The sequence below is a fragment of the Belnapia moabensis DSM 16746 genome, from assembly GCF_000745835.1.
Lineage (GTDB): Bacteria > Pseudomonadota > Alphaproteobacteria > Acetobacterales > Acetobacteraceae > Belnapia > Belnapia moabensis.
Map to the genome: position 1 here is coordinate 1 of NZ_JQKB01000267.1, position 1,527 is coordinate 1,527.

The 1,527-nt window shown below is 58.3% G+C and carries 1 protein-coding gene; it reads right to left on the minus strand.

Annotation, left to right across the window (positions count from 1 at the left end; all coding sequences use genetic code 11):
- Positions 1-175: 175 nt before the first annotated feature.
- Positions 176-499 carry a hypothetical protein gene (locus EP26_RS30790; protein WP_157033998.1) on the minus strand — a complete coding sequence of 108 codons (324 nt, stop codon included), beginning with the start codon at positions 497-499 and terminating at the stop codon, positions 176-178.
- Between the last annotated feature and the right edge of the window lie 1,028 nt (positions 500-1,527).

Sequence of the window (1,527 nt, forward strand, 5' to 3'; positions counted from 1 at the left end):
CACCGCGCTCGGAATACCCGTCACCGAAGCCGTAGGATGAGGCTGTCCGGGGAAAGGGGAACCCTAACCGTCAGCTCATTTGTGCAACAGAGCCTCTTGATCCTACAACCCGGCGCTTCGGCGAAGGCTTGATAATAGGCCTTGCGCTATCTGCGATATTCTGGATGCTAATCATCTACTTTTTGGTTTGGTGATGAGTCGTCCCGTTCAGCGAGGCGGCGCATCCAGGCACCTGTAACCTTAACTTGGTCGCAGCCGCCTCCAGCAGCGCGACGTCACCGGCCCGCCATTGCTTCCCAGTCATTAGCTTGGTCGCCTCGGCCGCCGGCATTCCAATCGCCGCGCCGATCGCGGCCGGGGTTTTAATGCCGCGGTCATGCAGCGCCTGGCCGACCAGCATCCGTAGCCTGATCGTCTGTAGCCGATCAGCATCGCGCTGACGGCGATCTTCGGCTGTTAGCTTCGGCTTGGTAGGCAAGTCGCTGAGGGGCGAGTTCATGGCCCGCATAATAGGAGCCAGAGGTCCCATTTTCACCCGAGCCCTGAGGGCTTCAGGGTCGCTCCGGCGGCGATAGGTTTGGGGGGGCGCCGCCGGAGCTGATCGTCGCACCAAGGCAGGGGGGATGGTGGACGACTGCTGCTATATGACCAGCGCTGGCCTTCAACCTCAAGCCCAAACCAAGCTTTGGCGACGCACCTATTGTGTGGCGCCGCCGCCGCAACACTGCTGCGCGCTTGGCACACCAACGGACACATCGCTTCTCGATGTTTCGGCAAAATGCTGGTAAGAAATTCATGTCTAACTGGCAGCATGGTTGCACCTTCAGCCACAGAACAACCCAAGCATCGCGACGGCCGTCCCCTGCACCCGCGGCATGACGAAGTTCTGCTGCTTTGGTCATGCGGAAGAGCTACAAGTGAGATCAGTTCGATAACGGGCGTCAGCGCCGGCAGCATTGCCTCGATGGTTCACCGTGGTCGCCGCCTCGGTGATCCTCGCGCTCACAGTCGGTATCTTACTTGCGATAGCTGACGAGAGGGGGCCACCCGGCCCCGGCCTGCACCGCACGTCGCGGGGGTATAGCAAGGCGCAGTCACGACCCCTTCCGGCTCCCGGAGCGTCTTATAACGTAATCGCTACGATTGGCCAGGGGTTTAGGTGGCTCTGCGCTATGTGGTGGTCACCTGCGAGAAAACCACCGCTTACCACAAGTAACGAAGAGCTTGCTGCAATTGCTCCAGCAGAAGCCGATTTTAGTCGCTTTTGCTAACGAATTGCCAAGCTTTGGTGGATAACAAGAAGACTTACCCGTCTGCAAACTTGCCTCGTCGGCCTTGCGGGCGGGGCCTTTTGCCGTTGGATGTTCATTCTTCCTTATGCAGGTGCCTCAAGCACGAGGCATCAACCTGTGATATATTAATATCATATCAACACGAATTCGTTATAGTTCGTCTGCTCACCCTAAGTGTCCATCCGGGAACAAATCGAGGCATCTGAATCGGTTGTGATTGGCTCCGAGCGGCGGG